The organism is Paracoccus broussonetiae (assembly GCF_031854425.1).
GTDB lineage: Bacteria > Pseudomonadota > Alphaproteobacteria > Rhodobacterales > Rhodobacteraceae > Paracoccus > Paracoccus broussonetiae.
The window spans coordinates 1-19255 of record NZ_JAVRQI010000005.1 but is presented as its reverse complement, the minus strand read 5'-3'; the positions used below and the strand labels follow the sequence as shown (position 1 = coordinate 19255).

Sequence of the window (19255 nt, the reverse complement as noted above, 5' to 3'; positions counted from 1 at the left end):
AAATCTACGGCAAGAATTCGGCTTTAGCCATATTGTTAACGAACGCTTGACAGAACCGTTAACAAGATCACCATGAGTGTGTCAGATCAGTTTCATAAACGCCTCCGCATCTATCGGAGTCAGTTGCGGACGGCCCAAATAACAGGGAGCACTGAAATGCAGCGTCGCAACTTTCTGAAAACCACCGCGCTTGCGGCCGTGGCAAGCATGGTGATGTTTTCGGCCGCCCATGCCGAAAACGCCAAGCTGAAGATCGGTTTCGTCGGCGTCACCTCGGGGCCTGCCGCGGCTTGGGGGATTTCAAACCAAAGATCGATGGAAGCCCGTGCCGCCTGGCTGAACGAATTGGGTGGGGTCAAGATCGGGGATACGACCTATGATATCCAGATCGTGCCCTTCGACGACCAGAAGGATCCCAAGCGCGCCATTGCCGGCATGGAAAAGATGGCGCAGGAAGGCGTCCATTACGTCGTCGGCCCGAACGTCGATGACGGCGCCGCCGCCGTGCGCCCGGTTGCCGAACAGAAGGGCATAATCTATTTCCCCTATGCTTTTCCGAAAACGCTTTATGTCGCCCCGGCATCGAATGCGATCCTGGGCATGGTCGCCAATTACCAATCCGGTCCGGCGATTTACAAATACCTGATCGACAACAAGGGGATCAAGAAGATCGCCTTTGTCGCCGCCAATGAATCCGATCCGTTGAGCCAACGCGATTCCGGGGTCGAGGCAGCAAAGGCCCTTGGGTTGGAAGTGGTTTCGGACAAGGTGACGTATCAGGTCGATACCACCGATTTCACCCCGGTGCTGCTGCCGGTCATCCAGACGCAGCCTGATCTGCTGGTCCTGTCCGGCGTATCACCGGCCAATGCGCCGCAATTGATCCGCTCGGCCCGCGAATTGGGTTATCAGGGGCTGATCTCGACCGAAACGGCGCAGGATGCGGCTGTTCTGGCCGAAGGCGCGGGCGAGTTGGCGAATGGCTTCATTTCGGTGGGCGGAGCCTCGACCCCCGAACTGGCCAGCGACGCGATGAAGGAATTCGTGGATCGCTATACCAAGATGTTCGGCGAATATAATGACGAGTCGAACACCAAGGTCTATGCGCTTGAATACATCATCGAGACGCTGAAAGCGAACCCTGCCGCGATCGACAATGTCGACGAATACAAGAAGACCATCGACACGTTCGAGGCCCCGAACCCCTTCATGGTCGGTGACGCCAAGCTTCATTACGTCGGCACGACCTCGTTCCAGCAGAAACGGCAGATTTCGGTCCCGCTGGTGGTGAACGAATACAAGGACGGGGCTTTCCAGACCCTGTTCGTGGCGCAGGTCGACTGACACGGCCCACAAAAGCGCACGCGCGCCCCGGGGACCGGCCCGACCGGCCCCCGGCTTTCAAACACAGGGTGCGGAATGGAACAGATCATCGCAAACGGGCTGTATCTGGGTGCGCAATACGCACTGATCGCCCTGGGCCTGACACTTATCTTTTCCTTGATGAACGTGCTGAACTTTGCGCACGGCCAGATGTATGTCTTTGGCGGCTTTGTCTGCTACACGGTCGTTTCGCAGCTGGGACTGCCTTTCATCGTCGGGTTGATTGCCTCGGCGCTGGTGCTGGGGGTGATGGGCGCGCTGATCGAGCGCTTCCTGTTCCGCCCCGTGATCCGAAGATCCAAGCGCGACGAATCCACGATGTTGCTGGCGGCGGGGATCGCCTTTTTTCTGGACGCGCTGATCCTGCTTCTGTTCGGGGAAAAGCAGCGCGGCGTGCCCAAGATCGTCAACGGAGTCTTCAACTGGGATTTCCGCCTTATCATGCCCTATGACCGCATCCTGATCGGGGTATTGGCGATCGCCCTGATCCTGGGGTTCATCCTGTTCATGCAGTATTCGAAGGCAGGTCGCGCGATGCGGGCCCTGGCGCAAGACCGGACGGCAGCGCAGCTGATGGGCGTGGATGTGGACCGTTATTCGATGCTGGGCTTCGCGATGGGGGCGATGCTGGCCGGGCTGGTCGGTGCGCTTCTGGTCACGATCACGGGCGTCAACCTGGGGATGGGCGGGCCAACCTCGGTCAAGGCCTTCCTGATGATCATGATCGGCGGCGCCGGTGTCATCTCGGGTGCCATCGCCGGAGGCTTCATCCTGGGCATGATGGAAAGCGTGGGCCTGTCGGTCCTGTCCTCGTATGGCGACGTGACCTATCTGGTCATCTTCGCGACGCTCATGACGTTCCTTGCGATCCGTCCGCAGGGGCTTATGGGCAAGCCGTGGGGTTGATGCCATGAACATGCCGAACCAAACCCAAAGCCGTCCCTCGCTGAAGTCCGGCAAGGCCCTGTCAATGCCACGCCTGCTGGGCGTGGCCGCCTTCCTGGCCTTTGTCTTTGCCGGCGTCCCGATGCTGATCGCGGCATCCGGCAGGTGGGATTTCTACTACACGCTGACCTCGGTGGCGCTTTTGTCCATCGGGGCAGCAGGGGTCTGGCTGACCTTCTATATCGGCCGCATCAACATCGGACAGGGCGCCTATGCGCTGGCGGGGGGCTATGTCTCGGCGATCCTGATCACGCAAGTCGGGGTCAGCTTCTGGCTGACGCTGCCGCTGGCGGGGCTGTTCTGCGCGCTGATCTCGGTCCTGATCGGGCTGCCGATCCTGCGCCTGCGCGGGGTCTATTTCGCGATGGTCACACTGGTCCTGACCGAGGTGGCACGCCTGACCGCGCTGGCCCTGCCGGTCACACACGGGGCCAAGGGGATCACCTCGATCCCGATGCCGGGGGCACTGTCGGTCTTCGGCATCACTTTGATCCCCGATTTCGCGACGCTGCAGAATCCGCGGCAGGCGTTCTATTTCGTCGCCGCCACGCTGATGATCCTGGCCTATCTGGTGATGTGGCGGATCGTGAATTCGCGCTTGGGGCACCTGTGCCGCAGCCTTCAGCAAAACGAGGAACTGTCCGCCTCGATCGGCGTAAACACCGCATGGCTGCGGGTGCTGGCCTATGCGATCTCCAGCTTCTTCGGCGGGGTCGCGGGGGCGATGTTCGTGTCGATCTCGCAATCCATCTACCCCTCTTCCTTCGTGGTACAGGATAGCGTGAACTTCATGCTCTACTGCTTCCTTGGCGGGCTGGGCTATGTCTTCGGGCCGATGCTGGGGACGCTGCTTCTGTATTTCGGCTGGGATCTGCTGTCGGCGACCGGACGATACCAGTTGCTGCTGTATTCCGGGATCATGATCGCGCTGATGCTGGTGCTGCCGAACGGTGTTCTCAGCCTTTTTGACCGGAAGGAGGGCGGGAAATGACCCCTATCCTTGAAGTCCGCGGCGTCACCAAGAAGTTCGGTGGCCTTACCGCGAACAACGCGATCAGCTTTACCGTCGCCGCAGGCGAGATCCTGTCCGTGATCGGGCCGAACGGGGCCGGGAAATCCACCCTGTTCAAGCAGATCGCGGGTTTCCAGCGACCGACCAGCGGCGAGGTGATCTTTCAGGGTCAGCGCATCTCGGGCCTGCCCCCGCATAAGGTGGCGCGCATGGGCGTTGTGCGGACCTTTCAGGAAACCACCATCTTCCGCTCGATGACCGTGCGAGAGAACGTCATCGTCGCGCATCACCTGCGTTCTCGCGCCAGCCTGCTGGAATATTTCCTCGGCACATCCGCCGCTCGTTCTGACGAGGCGGAATTCGCCCGCTCGGCCGACGAGATCATCGGCTTCCTGGGACTGGCAGAGATCGGGGACGAACTGGCATCGACCCTGCCGCAGGGCCATCTGCGCGCTCTTGGCATGGCGATCGGGCTGGCCACCGACCCAAAGGTCATCCTGCTGGACGAACCCTTCGCCGGCATGAACCGGGACGAAACGATGCGCATGGTCGCCCTTGTTCGCCGGTTGCGCGACGAGCGCGGGGTAACGGTGCTGCTGGTCGAACATGACATGCCCGCGGTGATGAAGATCTCGGACCGGATCGTCTGCATCAATTTCGGCGAAAAGATCGCCGAGGGCACTCCCGCCGACATCCAGGCCAACCCCCGCGTCATCGAGGCCTATCTGGGCTCGGAAGACGCCGCGATCGGGATCTGAGCGCATGACCACAATGCTGAGCTTCGACAATGTCGAACTGTATTACGATCACGTCTATGCGCTGAAGGGCGTCTCGATCCAGTTGAACGAAGGCGAGACAGTGGCGCTGATCGGCGCGAACGGGGCCGGAAAATCCTCGATCCTGCGGGCGATCACGGGGCTGCGAAAGATCAAGTCCGGCTCGATCAGCTATATGGGGAACCGGTTGGACGGAACCCCGGCGGCCGAGATCGTCCGCAAGGGCATCGCCATGGTGCCCGAGGGCCGGCGCGTCTTTCCATTGATGAGCGTCAAGGACAACCTGCTGATGGGCGCCTTTACCCGAAGCGACAAGGCGGGGATCCAGCAGACGCTGGACAGCGTGCTGACCCGCTTTCCGCGGCTTCGCGAACGCTTCAACCAGCAGGCCAGCACCCTGTCGGGGGGCGAACAGCAGATGATGGTGATCGGGCGCGCGCTGATGGCGCGGCCCCGACTGCTGCTGCTGGACGAACCCTCGCTGGGGATTGCACCCAAGCTGGTGCAGGACATCGCGCGGGCCATCGTCGCGATCAGCCGGGACGAAGGCGTCTCGGTGCTGCTGGTCGAACAGAACAGCCGCATGGCCCTGTCGATTTCAAACCGCGCCTATGCGCTGTCCACCGGGCAGGTCGTGCTGGCGGGAAACTCGCGCGAGCTTCTGGACGATCCGCGCGTCAAGGCCGCCTATCTCGGCGGAGAGGTCTGAGGGAACATGCGCATCCTGGTTCTGAACCCCAACACCACTGCCGCGATGACCGAAAAGATCGGGGCCGCCGCGCGGCGCATCGCCTCGGCCGGGACCGAGATCATCGCCGCGAACCCGACCAGCGGGCCGCCTTCGATCGAAGGCTTCTATGACGAGGCGATGTGCCTGCCGGGACTGTTGCAGGTGATCCGCGACACGCCCGACGTCGATGCGGTTGTGATTGCCTGCTTCGACGATACCGGGCTGGACGCCGCGCGCTGCCTGACCGACAAGCCGATCATCGGCATCGGCGAGGCGGCCTATCACATGGCCTCGATGATCGCGAACAAGTTCTCGGTCGTGACCACGCTGGCGCGGTCGGTCCCGGCGCTGGAACACAACCTTCACCGCTATGGGCTGGCGGCGCGATGCGCGCGCGTGCGCTCATCCGAGGTCGCGGTGCTGGAACTGGAGGATCCGGGCAGCAATGCCTATGCCCGGATCACCGACGAGATCGGTCGCGCCGTTGCCGAGGATCGGGCCGAGGCCATCGTGCTGGGCTGCGCCGGAATGACCGACCTGACCGAACGGCTGTCGGCCGAACACGGCCTGCCGGTGCTGGACGGCGTCGTTTGCGCCGTCAGTCTGTGCGAGGCGATGGTCAGGCTGCGGCTGCGCACCTCCCGGCTGGGCGGATATGCCCCCGTGCCACGCCAGAAACTTGCCTATGCCTGATCGTCCCAATTCAGACAGGAGAGACCGATGACCCTGCCCCGCCGTTTCCCGCTGCTTCTGGGTGCCGCAATGCTTGCCGCCATTTCTGCCGGGCCGGTGCTGGCCGAGCCGCCGGTGATTGTCCTGATCAACCCGAATTCGAATGCCGAGGCGACGAAATCCATGGCGGACTTGGCGCGTGGCGTCGCCGGGGACCGTGCGGTCATTGTCGAGCGCACGAACGAGGGCGTCCCTGCATTGCTGACCACGCCCCAAGACATGGAGAATGCCGCCAAGGGAGTCGCCGCGATCGGGCAGCAGGCCGCGAAAGAGCCGGGCGTCGCCGCAGTGATCGTCGCGGCCTTCAGCGATCCGGGACTTGATGCGCTGCGCGAAAGCGTCACCGGCATTGGCCTTTATGGCATCGGCGAGGCTGCCTTTCACGAGGCTGCCCGGGACGGCCGCCCATTTTCGATCGTGACGGTCACGCCCGATCCGGGACTGATCGAATCCTTCCGCCTTCGGGCCGAGGCCCTGGGCTATGGCAGCCAGTATCGCGGCGTGACCGTCACTCCCGGCGATCCCAAGGAACTGGTCAAGGATCCAACTGCGCTTGACGCGGCGCTGACCGACGCGGTCCGGCAAGCGGTGGCCGAAAAGCAGGTCTCGGCGATCATCATGGGCGGCGGCCCGCTGTCCGCCCCAGCCCTGCGGATCCAGGACAAGGTCGGGGTGCCGCTGGTCGTCGCGGTCAGCGCCGCGACTGCTGCCGCCCTGTCCGATCTGGCAGCAGGAAAATAGCCGCGGGCTTGGGGTCTATTCGCTGATTTCCGGCTCGACCAGCCGGGCCAGCTTTTGCAGGCATTCCTGCCAGCCAAGATAGCAGCCATCGGGCGGGATCACATCCGGCACACCCTGCTGTTCGATATTGATCTCGGTGCCGACGGACACTGCCTTGAGGGTCACGGTGACGCGCATCTCTCCGGGCAGGTTCGGATCGTCGAAGCTGTCGGTATAGACCAGCCGCTGTGACGGGATGAGCTCGACATAGGTGCCGCCAAACGAATGGCTCTTGCCGGTCGTGAAATTGCGAAAGGACATCCTGTGGCGGCCGCCCACCTTCGGGTCCAGCTCATGTACGGTGCAAAGGAAGCCATGGGGCGGCAACCAGCTTGCAATGGCATCGCTTTCCAGAAAGGCGCGATAGACCTTTTCCGGCCGGGTCGCGATCACTCGGTGAAGGCGGATCGTGCTGGGCATGATTTCTCCTCCTGCTGCGGCAGGGGGCGGGCACGGATGAGCGGCGGGCACACAGGGATACAAGGCGAACCGGCCGCGCGGGGCGCCGCCCCTGACCTGACGGCAGCATAGCAAGATCGGCCCCGCGCGCAAACCCGAGGGCCAGCAGCCTTCAACAGTGCCGCGAAAGGGCCCGGCCGATGCGGCGTTGCGCCTCGCGCAGGGCGAGGCCGGGACGCAACTGGCGCGCCTCAGGTTCGCTTCGGGCCAACTGGTCCTGTGCCAACGCCAGGTTTTCAGCCCGCGTCAGCCCGACCCAGCGGCGCGGAAGAAGGATGACGCGGCGCCGCGCCAGACGGACATGGTCCCCGCTCCAGATCATGAACCAGCGGGGGCCCGCGACCCTGACGCTCCAATGAGAGGTCCGCATGACGGCATGCCAGCGACTGGCCGGCAGCAGCCGTTCGGCATTTCCCGGACTGGTCGTCGCGAGAAACAGCAGGTCCAGGATGCGTTCCGCCAGACCAGGCGTCGCATCCCCCGTGCCGATTTCCATGAGCATGGCTTCTCTCATACTGACGCTATGCGGCTCGAATCCGCATCACAAGCATACACGATATACACGATAGTTTATATCGTTAATCGAGATGTGCGAATGGCGTGAACAGCAGTTGTGGACTTTGCACGGCCCGCGATGATTGCTAATCCTGACCAACTCAGGGCCTGCCCGTGCCCCCAAAAACCGGAGAGCCGATCTTGCGCCAGTATCTTTCCGCGCTTCGCACCGTTCTTGAACAGGGCGTGCCCTCGACCGACCGGACCGGGACGGGCACGATCTCGCATTTCGGGATGCAATGCCGCTATCCTTTGGATCAGGGTTTTCCGCTGGTCACCACGAAGAAGCTGCACCTTCGCTCGATCGTGCACGAACTGCTGTGGTTTCTGTCTGGCGACACCAACATCCGCTATCTCAAGGACAATGGCGTTTCGATCTGGGACGAATGGGCGGATGACGACGGCGATCTTGGCCCGGTCTATGGCCACCAGTGGCGGCATTTCCCGACGGTGCGCGAAGAGGACGGACGTGTCGTGGTGGGCGAAATCGACCAGATCGCCGAACTGGTCCAGCGCATCCGCAAAACCCCGGATTCGCGCCGCCTGATCGTTTCGGCCTGGAACCCCGGAGAGGTGGACCAGATGGCCCTGCCGCCCTGCCACACCCTGTGGCAGGTCCGCATCCAGGGCCGCAAGCTGCATCTGCAGCTTTACCAGCGCTCAGCCGACATGTTCCTGGGCGTTCCGTTCAACATCGCCTCTTACGCGCTGCTGACGCATATGCTGGCCCATGTGACGGGATATGAGCCGGGCGACTTCATCCACACGATGGGAGACGCGCATATCTATTCCAATCACCTGGAGCAGGTGCAGACGCAGTTGGCGCGCGAGCCCCGTCCCCTGCCCCGACTGAGGATCACGCGGGATGTGTCGTCGATCTTCGATTTCCGCTTCGAGGATTTCGAGTTTCTGGACTATGACCCCGCTCCGGCGATCAAGGCTCCGGTGGCCGTCTGATGCTGACCCTGATCGTCGCACGCGCCCGCAACTCGGCCATCGGCAAGGACAACCAGATCCCGTGGCATTCGCCCGAGGACCTGAAGATGTTCCAGCGCGAAACCACCGGGGGCGCCATCATCATGGGCCGCCGGACCTGGGACAGCCTGCCGGTGAATCCCTTGAAGAACCGGCTGAATATCGTGGTGTCCCGCAATGCATCGCTGGCGGAACATGTCGCGCCCTCGGTCCCGGCAGCGATGGCGATGGCCACTGATGCGGGCCACAGCCGGATGTACGGCATCGGCGGACAGGCCATCTATCGCGAGATGCTGCCTTTGGCCGACCGGCTGATGCTGACCGAGGTGGCGCTGGACATCCCCGACGCCGATGCCTTCTTCCCGACCTTCGACGAGGCCGAATGGACCGAGATCTCGCGCCGCGCGCTGCCGGGCGACGGGCCGGCCTGCACGCTGCGCGAGCTGCTGCGCCGCCGTTAAAGCGCGGTCCAGCCCCCGTCGACCGAGATCGTGGTGCCGGTGATCTGGTCCGCCGCGGCCGAACACAGGAACACGGCGGTGCCGCCCATCTGCTCGACCGTGGCGAAGTCGCCCGAGGGCTGGCGCTGCAGCATCACCTTGGCGATCACGTCCTCCCGGCTCATGCCGTGGGTCTTCATCTGGTCCGGGATCTGCTTTTCGACGATGGGCGTCAGCACATAGCCGGGACAGATGGCATTGCAGGTGATCGGCTCGCGCGCGGTTTCCAGCGCCGTCACCTTTGTCAGACCGACAATCCCGTGCTTGGCCGCGACATAGGCGGACTTGAAGGGGCTGGCGGTCAGCCCGTGGGCCGAAGCGATATTGATGATCCGACCCCAACCCGCGCTCTGCATCATTGGCAGCGCCACCGCGGTTGTATGAAACGCCGAGGACAGGTTGATCGCAATGATCGCATCCCATTTCTCGGCCGGGAAATCGGTGATCGGCGCGACATGCTGGATGCCCACATTGTTCACCAGAATGTCGCAGGCCCCCGCCTTTTCGATCAGCGCGCGGCAATCCTGCGCCTTTGACATGTCGGCCTGCAGATAGCGCGCCGTAATCCCATGATCGGAAGCAAGCTTTGCCGCAAGCGCGTGGTCGTCATCAGTATCGGTGAAGCTGTTCAGGACCAGATCGGCCCCCGCCTTGGCCAGTTCGACCGCGATGCCAAGCCCGATGCCGGAATTCGACCCAGTGACCACCGCCGTCTTGCCCTGCAGAAACCTTTGGAACATTCCCGTCTCCCCAACCCTGTTTCACCGTTCAGGGGGCAGGATGTGGAAAAACCACGGGCTAGACAACCCCGCCGGCCGCGTGGCCGAAGCTACATTTTTCCGTGATATGCGCGCTCGCGCGCGACGCGCACAGCTGGCGACAAGCCCCTGTTGAAAATGGGCTTTGACCCAATAAAAATGCGCCCGCACAAGGCGGGCGCTAGTCATGAGGCAGGTTTCATACAGGCAAGAAACCTATCGAGCAGTGCTTTATCTATACGCTTTTCCCCAGATGAGTCCAATGGGTAAGTTTGCCTCGTGGGAATCGTGGCGCTAAGCTCGACCCTCGTAAAACCACAGACCCGAAAAACAGGGCGATCGAGCATGCGATTCTTCAAATTTGCTAACGAATCCGCGATCCGTCGCGCCTTCGCCGTGTTGGCCTGTGTTGCAACGATGCCGCTGGCAAGCGCCGCGGAACCCATGCATGCCCTTGCAATGTATGGAGAACCCGCGCTTCCGGCGGGCTTTTCCCACCTGCCCTATGCCAACCCGGACGCGCCCAAAGGGGGAACGATTCGTCTGGCCGAGTCGGGAAGCTTCGATTCGCTCAATCCCTGGATCCTGATGGGAAACCCGGTCTGGCCGATCTTCACCCAGCCCGGCCTGCTGGCCGAGCCGCTGATGATGCGCTCGATCGACGAACCCTTCACTCTTTACGGCCTGCTGGCCGAAAGCGTCGAGACCGATCCCGACCGCAGCTGGGTCGAATTCACCCTGCGCCCCGAGGCCCGTTTTTCGGATGGCAGCCCGGTCACGGTCGAGGATGTGATGTGGTCCTATGAGACGCTGGGGACCAAGGGCCATCCCCGCTATACCGCCGTCTGGTCCAAGGTCGCCAAGATGGAGCAGACGGGGCCACGCTCGGTCCGGTTCACCTTCAACACCGCCGACCGGGAACTGGCGATGCTGATGGGCATGCGGCCGATCCTGAAGAAGGCGCAATGGCAGGGCCGCGACTTCTCGCAATCGGGGCTGATGGCGCCGATCGGATCTGGCCCCTATGTCATCGACAAGGTCGATCCCGGCCGTGCGATCACCTTTCGGCGCAATCCCGATTACTGGGGTCGCGACCTTCCGGTGAACAAGGGCCTGAACAATTTCGACGAAATCCGCTTCGATTACTTCGGCGACGCCAATGCCATGTTCGAGGCCTTCAAGGCCGGTGAAACGGATGTCTGGCGCGAACTCGTCGCCGCGCGCTGGGACCGCGACTTCGATTTTCCCGCCGTTCGAGACGGCCGCGTCGTGAAATCCGAGATCCCGCATCAGCGGCCGTCGGGAATCATGGGGCTGGTGATGAACACCCGCAATCCGATCTTTGCCGACTGGCGCGTGCGCGAGGCGCTGATCGAGGCCTTCAACTATCGCTTCATCAACATGACGCTTTCAGGGGGCAAGGACGCGCGGATCACCAGCTATTTCTCGAACTCGGACCTGGCGATGCAGCCCGGCCCCGTCACCGGTCGCGAGGCCGAGTTGCTTGCCCCCTTTGCCGACCAGCTTTTGCCCGGCACGCTCGACGGTTATCGCCTGCCGGAAGGGGGCGACCGCGCCATCGACCGCAAGGGGATCCGTGCCGCGCTGAAGCTGCTGGCCGAAGCCGGCTGGACGGTGCGCGACGGCGAACTGCAGGATGCGCAAGGACGCCCCTTTGCCTTCGAGATCCTGCTGAACCAGTCGGGCAGCGCCATGCGCTCCAGCTCCGAGATGCGGCAGATCGTAGACATCTTCGTGGAATCGCTGCGCAACCTGGGCATCCAGCCCCGCGTGACCCAGCTTGATTCCGCGCAATATGTCGAACGGACGAACAATTACCAGTTCGACATGACCTGGTATGAGCGCGGGCTGTCGCTGTCTCCGGGCAACGAACAGCTGCTTTACTGGGGCAGCGCAGGCGTGACGAAGCCCGGCAGCCGCAACTGGATGGGCATGAATTCGCCCGCGGCCGAGGCGATGATCGCCGAGATGGGCCGCGCCGAAACACCCGAGGATTACCGCGCCGCGGTCCGCGCGCTGGACCGCATTCTGACCGCCGGCCGCTTCGTGATCCCCGTTAGCTATTCCCGGATTTCCCGCTTGGCGCACAAGTCAGAGATGCATTATCCTGAAAACACTCCACTTTATGGCGACTGGCCGGGATTCATGCCAGACACCTGGTGGCAAGAAGAAAGGAATTGATCGTGAGGCAGTTCGCAACCCTTGTCGTCCTTCTGGCGTTGGCCGGATGCAACACTGTCGCTGGCGTCGGCCAGGACATCACCGGCGCGTCGCATTGGGCGCAGGGCAACATCGGAGGAGGCGGCGGTTACTGATGAAGTGGGTGCATGTCAGCGAGAATTGGTCTGCTTTTTTTGAGGCGATCATCGAAAAATGGCCCGAGGCCGACGAGGCTGAACTGGAAGAGATCGACGGCGACCAGCGCGCCTTCATCCGCTACATTTCGGAGGTGACCGGTCAGGAAACCGCCGAGACGCGCGACGAAATCCGCGAATGGCTGGCGGGGGAAATCCCCTCGGACATCGTCATGGATCCGGCGCATGACAATCATTCCATCGCGCTGTCGTCGAAATATCTTGGCGAGGGCGAAGACGAATATGATGACGACGCCCGCTTTGGCGACGATGACGAAGTGCGCGGCGACGGGGATCGCCCCCGCGACTAGACCTCAGGCGTCCAGGTCGACCCAGACCGGAACGTGGTCGCTGGGTTTGTCCTTGGCCCGTTCGTCGCGGTCGATGCCAGTGTCGATCAGCAGGTCGACCGCCTGTGGCGACAGCAGGATATGGTCGATGCGGATGCCGTTGTCCCGCTGCCATGCCCCCGCCTGGTAATCCCAGAAGGTAAAGGGCCCACGGGCGTTGTCCGGATCACGCAGCCGGATGGCATCCGTCCAGCCGTCATTCAGGATCCGGCGCAGCGCGGCGCGGCTTTCCGGCTGGAACAGCGCGTCATCGACCCATTTATCGGGGGCCGCCGCGTCGCGCGGCTCGGGGATGACGTTGTAATCGCCCAGAAGGATCGTCGGCATTTCCTGCATGCGCAGGTGACTGGCGCGGGCGCGAAGCCGCTTCATCCATGCCAGCTTGTAGTCGAATTTCGGCCCCGGCTGCGGATTGCCGTTCGGCAAATACAGCCCGCCGATGCGAACTGCACGCTGACCGACCACCGTTGCCTCGATATAGCGCGACTGTTCGTCGGCATCGTCGCCGGGCAGGCCGCGCATCACGTCCTCGATCGGCAGCTTCGACAGGATCGCGACGCCGTTGAAGCCCTTTTGCCCGTGGGTTTCGATATTGTAGCCCAGATCAGCAATCGGATCGGCGGGAAAGCCTTCGTCCTGGGTCTTGATCTCTTGCAGGACCACGACATCCGGCTGTGCCTCGGAAAGCCAGCCGGTCAGGGTTTCGATGCGGGCGCGGACGCCGTTGATATTGAAGGTCGCGATTTTCATGGCGCGCAGACTAGCCGCGCGCCACGCACATGGCCAGATCAGATCGAAAGCCGGATCAGATCGAAAACGAGGTGCCACACCCGCAGGACGACGAGGCATTGGGGTTGTCGATGACGAAACGCGCCCCGATCAGCTCATCCGTGAAATCGATGGTCGCGCCCGCCAGAAATGGCAGCGAGACGGGATCCACGACAACGCTTTGCCCGTCTCCGTTCAGGACAAGGTCATCCTCGGCCGGGTCGTCCAGCCGGATATCGTATTGAAAGCCCGAGCAGCCGCCGCCTGCCACCGCGACGCGCAGGGGGCGCACCGGACCATCCGCATTGATTTCGGCCAGCCGCGCAAAAGCGCGCGGGGTGACCCTGGGGGGCAAGTTCAACTCTACGTTCATGGGGCGTTCCCGTTTCCGTCCTTGGAACTGGAATATAGGCTTCGGGGAAAGACCCCGCAAGGAACGCCGGACGACATGAACGCCCCCTATGCCTGCCAGCCCGAAGAAAGCCGCGGTCGCCACTGGCCCGAACGCATGTCGACCTTTCGCAGTCCTTGGCAGCGTGACCGCGACCGGATCATCCATTCCTCGGCGTTTCGGCGGCTGAAACACAAGACCCAGGTCTTCGTGGAACATGAAGGCGACTATTACCGCACGCGCCTGACCCACACGATCGAGGTGGCGCAGGTCGCCCGGACCATCGCGGGCGTGCTGGGCCTGAACACGGATCTGGCCGAAACGGTGGCCCTGGCCCATGACCTTGGGCACCCGCCCTTCGGCCATACCGGAGAGGACGCGCTGGCGGCCCTGATGGCCCCCTATGGCGGCTTCGACCACAATGCACAGGCCCTGCGCATCGTCACCCGGATGGAACGTCACTATGCCGATTTCGACGGGCTGAACCTGACCTGGGAAAGCCTTGAGGGGATCGCCAAGCACAATGGCCCGGTGACTGGCCCTCTGCCCTATGCGCTGGCCGAGGTGAATGCCGAATGGGACCTGGAGCTTGCGGGGAACGCCAGCGCCGAGGCCCAAGTGGCCGCCGTCGCCGATGACGTGGCCTATAACCATCACGACCTGCATGACGGGCTGCGCGCCGGCCTGTTCACCGAAGAGGATCTGTCCCAGCTTCCCGTCGTGGGCGAGGCTTTCGCCGAAGTCGACGCGCTGCATCCCGGCCTTGACCCGATGCGCCGCCGGCACGAGGCGCTGCGCCGGGTTTTTGGGGTCATGGTCGAGGATGTGATCGCCGTTGCGCAGAACCGGTTGAACAGCCTTCAGCCGCAATCCGTGCAGGACATCCGCGACATGGAGGGGCCGATCATCCGCTTCTCGAAGCCGCTTTACCAGAATCTCAAGGCGATCAAGCTGTTCCTGTTCCAGCGCATGTACCGCGCCCCCTCGGTCGTGGTCGAACGCGAGCGCGTGACACAGATGCTGAACGGCCTGTTTCCGCTGTTCCTGAACGATCCCTCGAAGATGCCGGACCATTGGCTTGCCGCTGCCGAGGCCGCGGGCGATGAAACCGGACGGGCGCGCGTGGTGCTGGACTACGTCGCCGGCATGACCGACCGCTTCGCGATTCAGGAAGCAGAGCGCCTGCTGGGCTAGGTCAAAAAGATCAGCCCCATGCCCGCGACCGCGATCAGCGCCCCCGCCCATGACGCGCCCGAGGGGCGCACGCCGGTCCAGACCCAGAGGATCGGCAGGATCAGCACCGGCGACAGCGCCGACAGTGTGGACACGATGCCCACCTTGCCGCCTTGCAGGGCGAACATCAGCATGGTCATGCCGACGACCATTGCGATCAGGCCGGACAAGGCGGTCGCCCCCAGCACCGCCGGCGTAGGCCGGGCCGTGGCGCGCACGGCACGGATCGGCAGCGCCATCAGCAGGATCAGGCAGGCGACCGCGACCGAAACCCGGATCAGCGACGCCGCATAGGGGTCAAAGCCCCCCGCCATCACCGGGCGCGCGATCAGCGACCCCAGCGCCTGCCCCGCTGCCGCCAGCAACCCGTATGCGGCTGCGACCCAGACCGAGCCATTGACCGCCTCGAACCGGTGGCCGCCTGAACGACCGGTCCGACCCAGCACGGCGACGGCGACCCCCAATGTCGACAGGATCACCCCAAGGATGGCCAAGGGTGGCAGTGCCTCGCCCAGGACCAGCCAGCCCATCACCGCGGCCATCGGCGCATTCAGCGCAAAAAGCGCCCCGGACCGGCGCGGGCCAAGGCGGATCAGCGCGACGTAAAGCAGCGTGTCCCCCATGAAGATCCCGATCAGCCCCGACAGCGCCAGCCGCCCCAGATCGCCCATGGCGATGCCATGCCAGCGCCCGGTGGCCAGAACGATCACCGCCAGCATGGCCGCAACCATGGATTGGCGCAGCCGGTTGAAGCCGAACGGCCCCAGCGCCTGCGCCGCGCCCTGTGACAAGATCCCCGTAAACGCCCAGCACATGGCCGCGCCAAGTGCTGCCAGTTCATGAACCGGCATTTGCTCCACCCCTATTTTCCGGGCGGCATAGGTCGCGGCATGAACCCACGCAAGGGCTGATGCGTTGGGACGCGCAACTTCAGCCATCAGGAGAGAGTGACCATGATCGTCAATTCTGGTTCCGCGAAATGGGAAGGCGGGCTCAAGGACGGAAAGGGCCTGATATCGACCAAATCCGGCGCGCTGTCGGACCAGCCCTATGGGTTCAACACCCGTTTCGAAGGCAAGCCCGGCACGAACCCTGAGGAACTGATCGGCGCGGCGCACGCCGCCTGCTTCAGCATGGCGCTGTCGATGATCCTTCAGGGTGCCGGCGTGACCGATGTGAAGATCGAGACCACCTCGCAGATCGGGCTGGACAAGGAGGGCGAAGGCTTTGCCATCAAGACCGCGCATCTGGTCACCCGGATCACGGGCAATGGCGATCCGGCCGTGATCGAGGACTGCGCGCGTCAGGCCGAAAAAGGCTGCCCCGTCAGCAAGGTGCTGAACGCCGAGGTGACGCTTGACGTGACCGTGGGCTAAAGCTGACGCAGCATGCGGCCCGGCGCGACCCTGCGCCGGGCTGAACTGGGCTGGACAAAACAGTCGATCAAGGCGCGGCTCGATATCCGAGATTGATGAGCGGATATGGTCTACCCTGTCCGTCATGCGTCGATCGGCCGATCGGCTCAAATCCCATGTGCTTATAGAACCCGAGCGCCTTGTGATTTTGTTCGTTCACATCGGTCGTCAGTGCAGGATGATCGGCAAGCGCCGCCTGAACAAGGGCCTTTCCCACTCCTTTGCCGTGCTGGCGTGGGTCTACGAAAAGTGCCTCAAGATGGCCGTCATGCAGGAACATGAAGCCCTGCGCGGTTCCGGAGCAATCGATCGCAAGGATCAAACGCACCTGCGGAAAGAAGCCCAGAACCTCCGCCTCGATAGCGTTTCGGTCGTTGGTAGAGAGAAAATCATGGGTGGCGTCTACCGCGCTCCGCCAGATTTCCATGACACGCGGCAGGTCCAGATCGGTCGAAGTTCGCAGTTCAAACATGCCCCACCTTTCAATGGTGTCCATCGCGCACTGTGGCCCCAGGCGGCTGCCCGGTCGCCCAGCCTTTACACCATCATCTCTTTCGTCGCAGTCAGCTTCAGTTCGGGATGATCGCGCTGCACGCGGTCGATGTCCCATTGCAGCCGCGTCAGATAGACAAGATCGCCGTCGTGGTCTTGCGCCATGTGGCCCTTGTTCGCATTCGCGAAAGTCTCGACCTTGTCTTTCGGTCCCGACACCCAGCGGGCGCTGGTGAATTGCGAGGATTCAAAGCGCACCGGAAGGCCGTATTCGATCTCGATACGGCTTGCCAGAACCTCGAATTGCAGGGCCCCCACGACACCGACGATGAAGCCCGAGCCGATCATCGGCTTGAAGACCTTCGCGGCGCCCTCTTCTGCGAATTGCATCAGGGCCTTTTCCAGATGCTTGGCCTTCATCGGGTCGCCCGCGCGCACGGTCTGCAACAGCTCCGGCGCAAAGCTGGGGATACCGGTGAAGCGCAGGGCCTCGCCTTCGGTCAACGCGTCACCAATGCGAAGCTGGCCGTGGTTCGGAATGCCGATGATGTCGCCGGCCCAGGCCTCTTCGGCCAGTTCGCGGTCGGCGGCCAAAAACAGGACCGGGTTTGACACCGCCATCGGCTTTTTCGAACGGACGTGCAGAAGCTTCATCCCCCGCTCGAAATGTCCCGAGGCAAGGCGAACGAAGGCCACGCGGTCGCGGTGCTTGGGGTCCATGTTGGCCTGAACCTTGAAGACGAAACCGGTCACGGGCTTCTCATCCGGGCTGATCTGGCGCTCGGCCGCGTTCTGCGGTTGGGGCTGCGGACCGAATTCACCGATGCCGCTCATCAGTTCCTTGACGCCGAAGCTGTTGATGGCCGAGCCGAACCAGATCGGCGTCAGATGCCCTTCAAGGAAGCTCTGGCGGTCGAACGCGGGCAGCAGTTCGCGCGCCATTTCCAGGTCCTCGCGCAGCTTGGCCAGCAGGTCGGCCGGCACGTGTTCGGCCAGCTTCGGATCGTCAAGCCCCGCGATCTGGATCGACTCCGCGACCTTGTTGCGGTCCGCGCGGTCCATGATCTCCAGCCGGTCATTCAGCAGGTCATAGGCCCCGATGAAATCACGGCCCATGCCGATCGGCCAGCTGACGGGGGCGACGTCGATGGCCAGGTTTTCCTGGATCTCGTCTATGATCTCGAACGTGTCGCGGCTTTCCCGGTCCATCTTGTTGCAGAAGGTCAGGATCGGCAGGTCGCGCAGCCGGCAGACCTCGAACAGCTTGCGGGTCTGGCTTTCGACGCCCTTGGCCCCGTCGATCACCATGATCGCAGCGTCCACGGCGGTCAGCGTGCGATAGGTGTCTTCCGAAAAGTCGCTGTGACCGGGCGTGTCGACCAGGTTGAACAGATAGGGACCGAACTCGAAGCTCATCGCCGAGGCCGAGACCGAGATCCCGCGGTCCTGCTCCATCTTCATGAAGTCCGAACGCGTGCGCCGCGCCTCGCCCTTGGCACGGACTTGCCCGGCCATCTGGATCGCGCCACCGAACAGCAGGAATTTTTCGGTCAGCGTGGTCTTTCCGGCATCCGGGTGCGAAATGATCGCAAAGGTCCGGCGACGGGCGATTTCGGGCGGAAGGACGGGAAGGTTGCTCATGCCCGGCCCTTTACCGCGCCGGACGGAAAGCCTCAAACGAATTGTTCGCGCATCAGCCGTTCTTCCAGCCCGTGGCCGGGATCGAAAAGCAGGCGGTGGCTGATCGAGGTTTCGGACCGGATCTCGACCCACAGGACCGAATCAACGCCGCGACTGTCGGCATCGGCCATGACCGGGCGCTTGTCCGGTTCCAGCACCTCGAAGCGCAGCGTCGCAGCCTTGGGCAGGATCGCCCCCCGCCAGCGCCTCGGGCGGAAGGCCGCGATCGCGGTTAGCGCCAGCACATCGGAATCAAGCGGCAGAATCGGGCCGTTCGCGGAATAGTTGTAGGCCGTCGATCCGGCAGGCGTGCAAAGCAACGCGCCGTCACAGATCAGCTCTTCCATTCGCACCTGGCCGTTCACGGTTATGCGCAGCCGCGCGGCCTGCGGACCCGCGCGCAAAAGGCTGACCTCATTGATCGCCAGCGCGCAATGTTCATGCCCGTCGGTCGTGCCCGCGGTCATGGCCAGCGGGTTCGTCACGGTCTGTTCGGACGCGGCGATGCGCTCGGGCAGGTTCTCCTCGGAATAGGTGTTCATCAGGAACCCGACGGTGCCACGGTTCATCCCATAGACGGGAATCCCGCGATTCTGATGCATCACGTTCAGCATCAGCCCGTCCCCGCCAAGGGCGACGATCACCTCGGCCTCGCGGATCGGAACATGGCCATAGCGCGCGGAAAGCGCCTCTGCCGCGCTTGAGGCGGCCTCGGTGCTGCTGGAAATGAAATGCATCTTCATGGCCGCCATCATGGCGGCGGATGCGGGGGGCGCAAGCATGAAAGATCTACCGCCCGGGCGTCGCATCCATCCTAGCCGGGGGCGGCAATTCGGTCTATGAGGCCGACGAGCCGCTTCACATGAGGACAAGATGACCGACACCGGATTCTTCACCGAGACGCTGGACAGCCGGGACCCCGAGATTTTCGGCGCGATCCGGCAGG

At 63.2% G+C, this 19255-nt stretch carries 23 protein-coding genes; 14 read left to right on the top strand and 9 right to left on the bottom strand.

The features are described 5' to 3' along the window. Positions 1-156 precede the first annotated feature (156 nt). From RM190_RS07440 to RM190_RS07410, 7 genes are all read left to right on the top strand, one after another. Positions 157-1344, top strand: coding sequence for an ABC transporter substrate-binding protein (locus RM190_RS07440; RefSeq protein ID WP_311758786.1), 1188 nt, complete (start codon positions 157-159; stop codon positions 1342-1344). Between the two features lie 75 nt (positions 1345-1419). Further along, complete coding sequence (locus RM190_RS07435) at positions 1420-2289, top strand: branched-chain amino acid ABC transporter permease (protein WP_311758785.1); 870 nt, start codon at positions 1420-1422, stop codon at positions 2287-2289. 10 nt (positions 2290-2299) lie between these two features. Continuing rightward, entirely contained in the window at positions 2300-3319 is a 1020-nt protein-coding gene (locus RM190_RS07430; protein WP_311758784.1) for a branched-chain amino acid ABC transporter permease, read from the top strand. After that, entirely contained in the window at positions 3316-4098 is a 783-nt protein-coding gene (locus RM190_RS07425; protein ID WP_311758783.1) for an ABC transporter ATP-binding protein, read from the top strand. The genes RM190_RS07430 and RM190_RS07425 overlap by 4 nt, the downstream gene beginning before the upstream one ends. Positions 4099-4102: 4 nt before the next feature. After that, complete coding sequence (locus RM190_RS07420) at positions 4103-4825, top strand: ABC transporter ATP-binding protein (RefSeq protein ID WP_311758782.1); 723 nt, start codon at positions 4103-4105, stop codon at positions 4823-4825. Between the two features lie 6 nt (positions 4826-4831). Continuing rightward, complete coding sequence (locus tag RM190_RS07415) at positions 4832-5539, top strand: aspartate/glutamate racemase family protein (protein WP_311758781.1); 708 nt, start codon at positions 4832-4834, stop codon at positions 5537-5539. A gap of 27 nt (positions 5540-5566) precedes the next feature. Beyond that, positions 5567-6319, top strand: a complete 753-nt coding sequence (locus tag RM190_RS07410; protein ID WP_311758780.1) for an aspartate/glutamate racemase family protein — start codon at positions 5567-5569, stop codon at positions 6317-6319. Positions 6320-6334: 15 nt separating this feature from the next. Here RM190_RS07410 and RM190_RS07405 read toward each other — a convergent pair whose 3' ends face one another. Together RM190_RS07405 and RM190_RS07400 are read right to left on the bottom strand one after the other, a co-directional pair. Next, a complete protein-coding gene (locus RM190_RS07405) occupies positions 6335-6778 on the bottom strand; it encodes an SRPBCC family protein (protein ID WP_311758779.1) in 444 nt (147 codons plus the stop codon). Between the two features lie 151 nt (positions 6779-6929). Beyond that, a complete protein-coding gene (locus tag RM190_RS07400) occupies positions 6930-7313 on the bottom strand; it encodes a hypothetical protein (protein WP_311758778.1) in 384 nt (127 codons plus the stop codon). Between the two features lie 200 nt (positions 7314-7513). On the opposite strand from RM190_RS07400, the gene RM190_RS07395 reads away from it, so the two are divergent. After that, complete coding sequence (locus RM190_RS07395; protein ID WP_311759055.1) at positions 7514-8329, top strand: thymidylate synthase; 816 nt, start codon at positions 7514-7516, stop codon at positions 8327-8329. Continuing rightward, on the top strand, positions 8329-8808 hold the full coding sequence (locus RM190_RS07390) for a dihydrofolate reductase (RefSeq protein ID WP_311758777.1): 480 nt from the start codon (positions 8329-8331) through the stop codon (positions 8806-8808). The genes RM190_RS07395 and RM190_RS07390 overlap by 1 nt, the downstream gene beginning before the upstream one ends. On the opposite strand, the gene RM190_RS07385 is transcribed toward RM190_RS07390, so the two are convergent. Beyond that, positions 8805-9587, bottom strand: coding sequence for a 3-hydroxybutyrate dehydrogenase (locus tag RM190_RS07385; RefSeq protein ID WP_311758776.1), 783 nt, complete (start codon positions 9585-9587; stop codon positions 8805-8807). The two genes, RM190_RS07390 and RM190_RS07385, sit on opposite strands and share 4 nt — an antisense overlap. A gap of 363 nt (positions 9588-9950) precedes the next feature. Here RM190_RS07385 and RM190_RS07380 point away from each other — a divergent pair, with 363 nt between their 5' ends. Genes RM190_RS07380 through RM190_RS07370 form a run of 3 tightly spaced genes read left to right on the top strand, consistent with a single transcriptional unit; the run spans position 9951 to position 12291 of the window. Continuing rightward, on the top strand, positions 9951-11807 hold the full coding sequence (locus RM190_RS07380) for an extracellular solute-binding protein (protein WP_311758775.1): 1857 nt from the start codon (positions 9951-9953) through the stop codon (positions 11805-11807). A gap of 2 nt (positions 11808-11809) precedes the next feature. Further along, the gene (locus RM190_RS07375; protein ID WP_311758774.1) at positions 11810-11941 is read left to right on the top strand and encodes a hypothetical protein; all 132 of its coding nucleotides are present in this window, start codon (positions 11810-11812) and stop codon (positions 11939-11941) included. Beyond that, the gene (locus tag RM190_RS07370; RefSeq protein ID WP_311758773.1) at positions 11941-12291 is read left to right on the top strand and encodes a hypothetical protein; all 351 of its coding nucleotides are present in this window, start codon (positions 11941-11943) and stop codon (positions 12289-12291) included. The genes RM190_RS07375 and RM190_RS07370 overlap by 1 nt, the downstream gene beginning before the upstream one ends. 3 nt (positions 12292-12294) lie before the next feature. Here the strand turns inward: RM190_RS07370 and xth are convergent, their stop codons facing one another. Beyond that, positions 12295-13080: an exodeoxyribonuclease III gene (xth, locus tag RM190_RS07365; RefSeq protein WP_311758772.1), complete on the bottom strand. Its 786-nt coding sequence runs from the start codon at positions 13078-13080 to the stop codon at positions 12295-12297. Positions 13081-13135: 55 nt separating this feature from the next. Beyond that, positions 13136-13471, bottom strand: coding sequence for a HesB/IscA family protein (locus RM190_RS07360; protein WP_311758771.1), 336 nt, complete (start codon positions 13469-13471; stop codon positions 13136-13138). A gap of 75 nt (positions 13472-13546) precedes the next feature. On the opposite strand from RM190_RS07360, the gene RM190_RS07355 reads away from it, so the two are divergent. After that, positions 13547-14683, top strand: coding sequence for a deoxyguanosinetriphosphate triphosphohydrolase (locus tag RM190_RS07355; protein ID WP_311758770.1), 1137 nt, complete (start codon positions 13547-13549; stop codon positions 14681-14683). Here RM190_RS07355 and RM190_RS07350 read toward each other — a convergent pair. Beyond that, positions 14680-15660: a DMT family transporter gene (locus RM190_RS07350; RefSeq protein WP_311758769.1), complete on the bottom strand. Its 981-nt coding sequence runs from the start codon at positions 15658-15660 to the stop codon at positions 14680-14682. The two genes, RM190_RS07355 and RM190_RS07350, sit on opposite strands and share 4 nt — an antisense overlap. Before the next feature lie 15 nt (positions 15661-15675). On the opposite strand from RM190_RS07350, the gene RM190_RS07345 reads away from it, so the two are divergent. Further along, positions 15676-16098 carry an OsmC family protein gene (locus RM190_RS07345; protein WP_311758768.1) on the top strand — a complete coding sequence of 141 codons (423 nt, stop codon included), beginning with the start codon at positions 15676-15678 and terminating at the stop codon, positions 16096-16098. 67 nt (positions 16099-16165) lie between these two features. On the opposite strand, the gene RM190_RS07340 is transcribed toward RM190_RS07345, so the two are convergent. From RM190_RS07340 to RM190_RS07330, 3 genes are all read right to left on the bottom strand, one after another. Next, on the bottom strand, positions 16166-16609 hold the full coding sequence (locus tag RM190_RS07340; protein ID WP_311758767.1) for an acetyltransferase: 444 nt from the start codon (positions 16607-16609) through the stop codon (positions 16166-16168). Between the two features lie 65 nt (positions 16610-16674). After that, complete coding sequence (locus tag RM190_RS07335; protein ID WP_311758766.1) at positions 16675-18270, bottom strand: peptide chain release factor 3; 1596 nt, start codon at positions 18268-18270, stop codon at positions 16675-16677. Between the two features lie 32 nt (positions 18271-18302). Then, positions 18303-19052, bottom strand: coding sequence for an NAD kinase (locus tag RM190_RS07330; protein ID WP_311758765.1), 750 nt, complete (start codon positions 19050-19052; stop codon positions 18303-18305). Positions 19053-19255: the final 203 nt, after the last annotated feature.

Coding starts and splice junctions, on each gene's coding strand:
- RM190_RS07440 (WP_311758786.1), top strand. CDS start 157: ATGCAGCGTCGCAACTTTCTGAAAACCACCGCGCTTGCGGCCGTGGCA.
- RM190_RS07435 (WP_311758785.1), top strand. CDS start 1,420: ATGGAACAGATCATCGCAAACGGGCTGTATCTGGGTGCGCAATACGCA.
- RM190_RS07430 (WP_311758784.1), top strand. CDS start 2,300: ATGCCGAACCAAACCCAAAGCCGTCCCTCGCTGAAGTCCGGCAAGGCC.
- RM190_RS07425 (WP_311758783.1), top strand. CDS start 3,316: ATGACCCCTATCCTTGAAGTCCGCGGCGTCACCAAGAAGTTCGGTGGC.
- RM190_RS07420 (WP_311758782.1), top strand. CDS start 4,103: ATGACCACAATGCTGAGCTTCGACAATGTCGAACTGTATTACGATCAC.
- RM190_RS07415 (WP_311758781.1), top strand. CDS start 4,832: ATGCGCATCCTGGTTCTGAACCCCAACACCACTGCCGCGATGACCGAA.
- RM190_RS07410 (WP_311758780.1), top strand. CDS start 5,567: ATGACCCTGCCCCGCCGTTTCCCGCTGCTTCTGGGTGCCGCAATGCTT.
- RM190_RS07405 (WP_311758779.1), bottom strand. CDS start 6,778: ATGCCCAGCACGATCCGCCTTCACCGAGTGATCGCGACCCGGCCGGAA.
- RM190_RS07400 (WP_311758778.1), bottom strand. CDS start 7,313: ATGGAAATCGGCACGGGGGATGCGACGCCTGGTCTGGCGGAACGCATC.
- RM190_RS07390 (WP_311758777.1), top strand. CDS start 8,329: ATGCTGACCCTGATCGTCGCACGCGCCCGCAACTCGGCCATCGGCAAG.
- RM190_RS07385 (WP_311758776.1), bottom strand. CDS start 9,587: ATGTTCCAAAGGTTTCTGCAGGGCAAGACGGCGGTGGTCACTGGGTCG.
- RM190_RS07380 (WP_311758775.1), top strand. CDS start 9,951: ATGCGATTCTTCAAATTTGCTAACGAATCCGCGATCCGTCGCGCCTTC.
- RM190_RS07370 (WP_311758773.1), top strand. CDS start 11,941: ATGAAGTGGGTGCATGTCAGCGAGAATTGGTCTGCTTTTTTTGAGGCG.
- xth (WP_311758772.1), bottom strand. CDS start 13,080: ATGAAAATCGCGACCTTCAATATCAACGGCGTCCGCGCCCGCATCGAA.
- RM190_RS07360 (WP_311758771.1), bottom strand. CDS start 13,471: ATGAACGTAGAGTTGAACTTGCCCCCCAGGGTCACCCCGCGCGCTTTT.
- RM190_RS07355 (WP_311758770.1), top strand. CDS start 13,547: ATGAACGCCCCCTATGCCTGCCAGCCCGAAGAAAGCCGCGGTCGCCAC.
- RM190_RS07350 (WP_311758769.1), bottom strand. CDS start 15,660: ATGGCTGAAGTTGCGCGTCCCAACGCATCAGCCCTTGCGTGGGTTCAT.
- RM190_RS07345 (WP_311758768.1), top strand. CDS start 15,676: ATGATCGTCAATTCTGGTTCCGCGAAATGGGAAGGCGGGCTCAAGGAC.
- RM190_RS07340 (WP_311758767.1), bottom strand. CDS start 16,609: ATGTTTGAACTGCGAACTTCGACCGATCTGGACCTGCCGCGTGTCATG.
- RM190_RS07335 (WP_311758766.1), bottom strand. CDS start 18,270: ATGAGCAACCTTCCCGTCCTTCCGCCCGAAATCGCCCGTCGCCGGACC.
- RM190_RS07330 (WP_311758765.1), bottom strand. CDS start 19,052: ATGAAGATGCATTTCATTTCCAGCAGCACCGAGGCCGCCTCAAGCGCG.